We start from the raw sequence: 1,839 nt of genomic DNA on the forward strand, positions 1-1,839 counted from the left end.
GTCACGGCGGCGGCAATGGTGGCGGCCACGGCGGTGGCAATGGCGGCGGTCACGGTGGCGGCAATGGTGGCGGCCACGGCGGCGGCAATGGCGGCGGTCACGGTGGCGGCAATGGCGGCGGTCACGGTGGCGGCAATGGTGGCGGCCACGGCGGCGGCAATGGTGGCGGCCACGGCGGTGGCAATGGCGGCGGTCACGGTGGCGGCAATGGCGGCGGCCACGGCGGTGGCAATGGTGGCGGCCACGGCGGTGGCAATGGCGGCGGCGATGGCGGCGGCAATGGCGGCGGTCACGGCGGTGGCAATGGCGGTGGCCAGGGTGGCGGCAATGGCGGCGGTCACGGTGGTGGCAATGGCGGTGGCCAGGGTGGCGGCAATGGCGGCGGTCACGGCGGCGGCAATGGCGGCGGCCACGGCGGCGGCAATGGCGGTGGCCAGGGTGGCGGCAATGGCGGTGGCCAGGGTGGCGGCAATGGCGGCGGCCAGGGCGGCGGCAATGGCGGTGGCCACGGTGGCGGCAATGGCGGCGGTCAAGGCGGTGGCAATGGCGGCAACCACGGTGGCCGGTAACCGCCAGTGTCTTCAGAGCATGTGAAACGAGACACGCCCCGGGTCACTCCGGGGCGTTTGCTGTCTGGCGGCTAACGGCCGGCTTGAGGATGGAACCCGTGTCGCGTCGCTGCGGTGAATCTCGCATTCCCGCCGTCGATCGATTCCCACTGGCGCGGATTGGCCTGCGCCACCCGGCTAAAGAAGACATAGCCTGTTTGCGACCAGAGCAGGATGCGCGATCTCTTGTTGTCCAGAACGAAATCTCCCGAATCGGTCACCACCGTCAGCACGGCATGGCCCTCCCCCTCGGGCGTTCCGACAACCGTCATCAGCAGCGCCGATGACGGCCAACCGCGCTGGATCAGCAGCTTGCGCTTCAGGAGCGCAAAATCTTCGCAATCGCCTCGACCATCCGCCGGTATGCTCCAGACATCTTCCTGACCATGATGCGCCAGGTCGGAGACCTCCTGAATGGTCGCATTCACATGCGCATTCACTTCCTGCAGCTCACCGTGGCGCTGGGGAGAAAGCGAGACGCTACGCACCACAGGCCCCGATCGTGCGCATTCCGCCGGATTCTTCGCGCAGAAGGTGAGGAACGCAGCTGGTGGCGAGGCGCGCCCCCGAGTCGCGGCCGCGATCTGCTCGGCATGGGCGTCATCCGGGCGGCCTCCGGTGATCAGCGCAACGCACATCGCTAGCGTTGCGACCACGGCACGTGTCGTCATGATCCGTCCTTCGCAAGCGTGCTGGGTAGCGGGGATGAAATCCGGGATGACCGCCTTTGATTAAGGAAGTGGGCAATTCTGTGATTCGCCGCCAGATTTCTTCCGCAATCCACAGAGCTTCGACGGCGCGACGCCCTTCATGCGGTGGCCGTCACAGCCCGCGCGTTCACCAGGAATGCAGGAGGAATACAGGCCTGGCCKACCGGTTTCGAGGGACGATCGCAACGCTGCCCTGCGCGCGAAAAACCGCCTCACCGCTTGAAGAGCGGATGCTCCACCTTGTCGCCAGGCTTGATGCCGAGCTTGGCGGCGATGCCGCCATTGATCTCAAGGACCGAGAGCACCGGCTCGCCTGAAGGTATCGTACGGGTCGAGAGCGGCTCGGTCTGCGCGGCGATACGCACGACGGTTCCATCAGCGCGGATAAACAGCATGTCGAGCGGGATGAAGGTATTCTGCATCCACATCGCGACCGGCTCGACCTGGCCGAAATCGAACAGCATGCCGCGGTCCGGCGGCAGGTAATTGCGGTGCATCAGGCCACGCGCTCGCTGATCGGG

General features: G+C 67.0%; 3 protein-coding genes. All 3 read right to left on the reverse strand.

Annotated features, from left to right (window positions below):
* The coding region (locus tag AC1DJT_RS36520) for a hypothetical protein (protein ID WP_476836039.1) at nt 1–557 on the reverse strand (557 nt) is incomplete at its 3' end.
* Nucleotides 558–640: 83 nt separating this feature from the next.
* The gene (locus AC1DJT_RS36525) at nt 641–1,279 is read right to left on the reverse strand and encodes a transglutaminase-like cysteine peptidase (RefSeq protein ID WP_476836040.1); all 639 of its coding nucleotides are present in this window, start codon (nt 1,277–1,279) and stop codon (nt 641–643) included.
* 251 nt (nt 1,280–1,530) lie between these two features.
* Nucleotides 1,531–1,839: DUF192 domain-containing protein (locus AC1DJT_RS36530; protein ID WP_476836041.1), on the reverse strand; the 309-nt coding region annotated here is incomplete at its 5' end.

It is taken from the genome of Allobosea sp. 05T422_2 (genome assembly GCF_056396265.1).

What these genes read in the sequence shown, in the direction of transcription:
- AC1DJT_RS36525 (WP_476836040.1), bottom strand. Translation starts at nt 1,279, where the DNA reads ATGACGACACGTGCCGTGGTCGCAACGCTAGCGATGTGCGTTGCGCTG.